General features: G+C 70.9%; 6 protein-coding genes. 5 read left to right on the forward strand and 1 reads right to left on the reverse strand.

Annotation, left to right across the window (positions count from 1 at the left end; genetic code table 11):
• The first annotated feature begins 186 nt into the window (after positions 1 to 186).
• Genes L1885_RS22925 through L1885_RS22935 form a run of 3 tightly spaced genes read left to right on the forward strand, consistent with a single transcriptional unit; the run spans position 187 to position 1666 of the window.
• A complete protein-coding gene (locus L1885_RS22925; RefSeq protein ID WP_235799067.1) occupies positions 187 to 624 on the forward strand; it encodes a roadblock/LC7 domain-containing protein in 438 nt (145 codons plus the stop codon).
• Positions 621 to 1091 carry a DUF742 domain-containing protein gene (locus tag L1885_RS22930; RefSeq protein ID WP_372481999.1) on the forward strand — a complete coding sequence of 157 codons (471 nt, stop codon included), beginning with the start codon at positions 621 to 623 and terminating at the stop codon, positions 1089 to 1091. The genes L1885_RS22925 and L1885_RS22930 overlap by 4 nt, the downstream gene beginning before the upstream one ends.
• A 5-nt stretch (positions 1092 to 1096) precedes the next feature.
• Entirely contained in the window at positions 1097 to 1666 is a 570-nt protein-coding gene (locus L1885_RS22935; protein ID WP_235799068.1) for a GTP-binding protein, read from the forward strand.
• 87 nt (positions 1667 to 1753) lie between these two features.
• On the opposite strand, the gene L1885_RS22940 is transcribed toward L1885_RS22935, so the two are convergent.
• Positions 1754 to 3193 (reverse strand): gamma-aminobutyraldehyde dehydrogenase, encoded by a 1440-nt coding sequence (locus L1885_RS22940; protein WP_235799069.1) that lies wholly within the window; start codon positions 3191 to 3193, stop codon positions 1754 to 1756.
• Positions 3194 to 3375: 182 nt separating this feature from the next.
• Between L1885_RS22940 and L1885_RS22945 the strand changes: the two genes are divergently transcribed.
• Positions 3376 to 3867 carry an Lrp/AsnC family transcriptional regulator gene (locus tag L1885_RS22945; RefSeq protein WP_235799072.1) on the forward strand — a complete coding sequence of 164 codons (492 nt, stop codon included), beginning with the start codon at positions 3376 to 3378 and terminating at the stop codon, positions 3865 to 3867.
• Positions 3852 to 5231: an aspartate aminotransferase family protein gene (locus L1885_RS22950; RefSeq protein ID WP_235799070.1), complete on the forward strand. Its 1380-nt coding sequence runs from the start codon at positions 3852 to 3854 to the stop codon at positions 5229 to 5231. The genes L1885_RS22945 and L1885_RS22950 overlap by 16 nt, the downstream gene beginning before the upstream one ends.
• The last annotated feature ends 74 nt before the right edge of the window (positions 5232 to 5305 follow it).

Genomic DNA, 5305 nt, shown 5'->3' on the forward strand with positions numbered 1-5305 from the left:
GGGTCCGGCCCCGCGGCGCTCGGGCGCGGCCATCGGCGCCTTCCAGCGCCAGTCCCGTGCGGCACGCGCGCCGCACACCCCCGAACCCGGCGCGGGCGCCGGGACCGACCGCCCTGGCGCGACCGCCGGCCACGGGCCGAAAGCACCCCCCTTCCCTCCGGCACGAGACACGAGAGAAGAACGGCCATGACGCGAACTACCGCCACGTATCAGGATCTCGACTGGCTCCTCGACGGGCTCGTGGACTCGGTGGCCGGGACCAGGAACGCCGTGCTCCTGTCGGACGACGGCCTGGTGATGAGCCACTCCCGCACCGTGGAGCGCGCGGACGCCGAGCGGCTCGCCGCGATCTGCACCGGGCAGCAGAGCCTGGCCCGGGGCGTGGGCCGCCTCTTCGACGGCGGCAGTGTGCACCAGGTGCTGGTGGAGCTGGCGGACCTGTGGCTGTTCATCATCTCCGCGGGCGAGGGCACCCATCTGGCTGTGGTCGCCTCGCAGGACGTCGACGCGGAGGTGATGTCGCTCGCCATGCACGACCTGGTGCGCCAGGTCGGGCAGAAGCTGGGCGCCCGGGCGCGCGGCGAGTTCGAGCCGTTCGGCTCCGGGGACGTGCGCGAGGCGTGAATCCGTACGGGTACAGCCCGGGCGACGACGAGGACGGCGGCACCCGCGGGGAGGCGGAGGCCGCCGGCGGGGGCCCGGACGAGGACGGCGGCGAGGACGGGGCGGGCACGATGGTGCGCCCGTACACGATCACCCGGGGCCGCACGGCGCCCGAGCGCGACGACCTGACCCTGATCACCGTGCTGACGACGGCGCTCGACCCGCGCGACCCGCCGGGCGCGCGCCCGCGCCCGGGACGCCTGCAGCCCGAGCACCGGCTGATCCTGCAGCGCTGCCGGCACGCGACGGCGCTGGCCGAGGTGTCGGCGGCGCTCGGCCTGCCCGTGTCGGTGACCCGGATCCTGGCCGGGGACCTGGTGGCCCAGGGACTGCTGCTCGCCCGCGCGCCGCTGACGGTGGCCCGGGCATCGGGGGGTGCGGACCTCGGCCTGCTGGCCGCGGTCCGCGACGGACTTCGGAGACTCTGAGGACGATGACGACCACGCAGGCGGCGCCCGCCGCCGTGAAGATCCTGATCGCCGGCGGCTTCGGCGTCGGCAAGACCACCATGGTCGGCTCGGTGAGCGAGATCGAGCCGCTGAGCACGGAGGAGTACCTGACGCGCGCCAGCGTCGGCGTGGACGACCTCGCGGGCGTCGACGGCAAGGACACGACCACGGTCGCGCTGGACTTCGGGCGCATCACCGTCAGCCCCGAGCTGGTGGTGTACCTATTCGGCACGCCGGGCCAGGAGCGGTTCTGGTTCATGTGGAACGACCTGGTCAACGGCGCGCTCGGGGCCGTCGTGATCGCCGACACCCGGCGTCTGGGCGCGAGTTTCGCCTCGATCGACTTCTTCGAGAGCCGGAACATCCCGTTCGTGGTGGCGATCAACTGCTTCCACGGGCACAACACCAGGACGGCCGAGGAGATCCGCTCCGCGCTCGACCTCGACCCGCGCGTGCCGCTGCTGGTGGGGGACGTGCGGCGGCGCGCGTTCAGCCGGGACGTCCTGCTGGCGCTCGTGGACGAGCTGATCGAGGCGGCCGCGCCGGTCGGCTGACGGCCGCGGGGCGGGCCGCCGGACCGGACCCCGGCCCCCCGTCGCGGGGAGGCGGGATCCGGCCGGGGCGGCGCCGGGTTCCGGTGCTCAGTCCTCGATGGCCGTCATGACGTGCTTGATGCGCGTGTAGTCGTCGAAGCCGTACGAGGACAGGTCCTTGCCGTAGCCCGACTTCTTGAAGCCGCCGTGCGGCATCTCCGCGACCAGCGGGATGTGCGTGTTGATCCAGACGCAGCCGAAGTCGAGCGACCTCGACAGGCGCATGGCCCGCGCGTGGTCCTTGGTCCACACGGAGGACGCGAGGGCGTACTCGACGTCGTTCGCGTAGGCGAGGGCCTGGGCCTCGTCGGTGAAGGACTGGACCGTGATGACCGGGCCGAAGACCTCGTTCTGGATGATCTCGTCGTCCTGCTTGAGGCCGGAGACGACGGTCGGGGCGTAGAAGTAGCCCTTGTCGCCGACGCGCTCGCCGCCCGCCTCGACCTTCGCGTGCGCGGGCAGCCGGTCGATGAAGCCGGACACCCGCTCCAGCTGGTTGGCGTTGTTGAGCGGTCCGTACAGGACGTCGTCGTCGTCCGCGGCGCCGGTCTTCGTCTCGGCGGCGGCCCGCGCGAGCGCGCGGACGAACTCGTCGTGGACGGACTCGTGCACGAGCACGCGGGTGGCGGCGGTGCAGTCCTGCCCGGCGTTGAAGTACCCGGCGACGGAGATGCCCTCGACGGCCTTCGCGATGTCGACGTCCTCGAAGACGATGACGGGCGCCTTGCCGCCGAGCTCCAGGTGGACGCGCTTGACGTCCTTGGCGGCCGACCCGGCGACCTCCATGCCGGCGCGCACGGAGCCGGTGATCGACGCCATCGCGGGCGTCTTGTGCTCGACCATGGCGCGGCCGGTGTCGCGGTCGCCGCAGATGACGTTGAAGACGCCCTTGGGTGCGACGGAGCCGATGATCTCGGCCATCAGGACCGTGGAGGCCGGGGTGGTGTCGGACGGCTTGAGGACGACGGTGTTGCCCGCGGCGAGCGCCGGGGCGAACTTCCACACGCCCATCATCATCGGGTAGTTCCACGGCGCGACCTGCGCGCAGACGCCGACCGGCTCGCGGCGCACGAAGGACGTGAGGCCGTCCATGTACTCGCCGGCCGAGCGGCCCTCCAGCATGCGCGCGGCACCCGCGAAGAAGCGGATCTGGTCCACCATCGGCGGGATCTCCTCGGTGCGCGTGAGGCCGAGGGGCTTGCCGGTGTTCTCCGACTCGGTGGCGATCAGCTCCTCCGCGCGCTCCTCGAAGGCGTCCGCGATCTTCAGCAGCACCTTCTGGCGCTCGGCGGGGGTGGTGTCCCGCCAGGCGGGGAACGCGGCGGCGGCGGCCTCCATGGCGGCGTCGACGTCAGCGGGGCCGGACAGCGGCGCCGTGGCGTAGACCTCACCGGTGGCGGGGTTCACCACATCGGTGGTGCGTCCGTCGGCGGCGTCCCGGAACTCCCCGTTGATGTAGTTGCGCAGACGGCGCGGCTCGGTGGTCACTGCCACCCCTCCTGTCGGTCGGATGTCCGATGTGTGAGACACCCACCCTAGTCAACCCCTCGACGCTTTCGACAGGCCCGACGCCCCGCAACTTCGGATTCGGTTTATTTTGGCTGCCGGGACAACGAATTTCATCGAGGAAGGGTTGCGTGACGGACGAGGAGCAAGGCAGAGTGAGTGATGTGGTCAGTCGCAGCGCAGAGTTCAGGAACGGGAACAGCTCCGCCCACGGCATCGACGCCGTCTCCCTCGCCATCATCGAGCAGCTCCAGGAGGACGGGCGGCGCCCGTACTCGGCCATCGGGAAGGCCGTCGGGCTCTCCGAGGCGGCCGTGCGCCAGCGCGTGCAGAAGCTCCTCGACCAGGGCGTGATGCAGATCGTCGCCGTCACCGACCCGCTCACCGTGGGCTTCCGGCGGCAGGCGATGGTCGGGATCAACGTCGACGGCGACATCGAGTCCGTCGCCGAGGCGCTCACCGCGATGTCCGAGTGCGAGTACGTGGTGGTCACCGCGGGCTCCTTCGACCTCATGGTCGAGATCGTCTGCGAGGACGACGACCACCTGCTCGAAGTGATCTCGAAACGGATACGCACCCTTCCGGGTGTGCGCTCCACCGAGAGCTTCGTCTATCTCAAGCTGAAGAAGCAGACCTACATGTGGGGAACCCGATAGCCGTGAGCAAGGACCTCTCCAAGACCGCGTACGACCACCTGTGGATGCACTTCACGCGCATGTCGTCGTACGAGAACGCGCCCGTGCCGACGATCGTGCGCGGCGAGGGCACGTACATCTACGACGACGCCGGCAAGCGCTACCTGGACGGGCTCTCCGGCCTGTTCGTCGTCAACGCGGGCCACGGCCGCCACGAGCTGGCCGAGACCGCGTACAAGCAGGGCCAGGAGCTGGGCTTCTTCCCCGTCTGGTCGTACGCGCACCCGAAGGCGGTCGAACTCGCGGAGCGGCTCGCGCACTACGCGCCGGGCGACCTGAACAAGGTGTTCTTCACGACGGGCGGCGGCGAGGCCGTCGAGACGGCGTGGAAGCTGGCCAAGCAGTACTTCAAGCTCACCGGCAAGCCCACCAAGTACAAGGTCATCTCGCGTGCGGTCGCCTACCACGGCACCCCGCAGGGCGCGCTGTCCATCACCGGCCTCCCCGCGCTCAAGGCGCCGTTCGAGCCGCTCGTGCCGGGCGCGCACAAGGTCCCCAACACGAACATCTACCGTGCGCCGATCCACGGCGACGACCCGGAGGCCTTCGGGCGCTGGGCGGCCGACCAGATCGAGCAGCAGATCCTCTTCGAGGGGCCCGAGACGGTCGCCGCGGTGTTCCTGGAGCCCGTGCAGAACGCCGGCGGCTGCTTCCCGCCCCCGCCCGGCTACTTCCGGCGGGTGCGCGAGATCTGCGACCAGTACGACGTGCTGCTCGTGTCCGACGAGGTCATCTGCGCGTTCGGCAGGCTCGGCACGATGTTCGCGTGCGACAAGTTCGGCTACGTGCCGGACATGATCACCTGCGCGAAGGGCATGACGTCGGGCTACTCGCCGATAGGCGCCTGCATCGTCTCCGACCGCCTCGCCGAGCCGTTCTACCAGGGGGACAACACCTTCCTGCACGGCTACACCTTCGGCGGGCACCCCGTGTCGGCCGCGGTGGGCCTCGCCAACCTCGACATCTTCGAGCGCGAGGGCCTCAACCAGCACGTCCTCGACAACGAGTCCGCCTTCCTGACGACCCTGCAGCGGCTCCACGACCTGCCGATCGTCGGCGACGTCCGGGGCAACGGGTACTTCTACGGGATCGAGCTGGTCAAGGACAAGGCGACCAAGGAGACCTTCACCGACGAGGAGACCGAGCGGGTCCTGTACGGCTTCCTCTCGCACGCGCTCTACGACGCCGGCCTGTACTGCCGGGCCGACGACCGGGGCGACCCGGTGGTGCAGCTGGCGCCTCCGCTGATCTCCGACCAGGGGACCTTCGACGAGATCGAGGGCATCCTGCGGGCGGTCCTCACGGAGGCGTGGACGAAGCTCTGACCCGCCGCCGGCGCCCCACACCGACCGCCCGCGCGGCACGCCCCGCGCGGGCGCGCGCGGGGGCGGGGCGCCCG

It is taken from the genome of Streptomyces fuscigenes (assembly GCF_021556455.1).
Taxonomy (GTDB): Bacteria; Actinomycetota; Actinomycetes; order Streptomycetales; family Streptomycetaceae; genus Streptomyces; species Streptomyces fuscigenes.

Bases quoted from the DNA above. Each gene is read 5' to 3' on its own strand.
- L1885_RS22925 (WP_235799067.1), top strand. From the start codon at position 187: ATGACGCGAACTACCGCCACGTATCAGGATCTCGACTGGCTCCTCGAC.
- L1885_RS22935 (WP_235799068.1), top strand. From the start codon at position 1,097: ATGACGACCACGCAGGCGGCGCCCGCCGCCGTGAAGATCCTGATCGCC.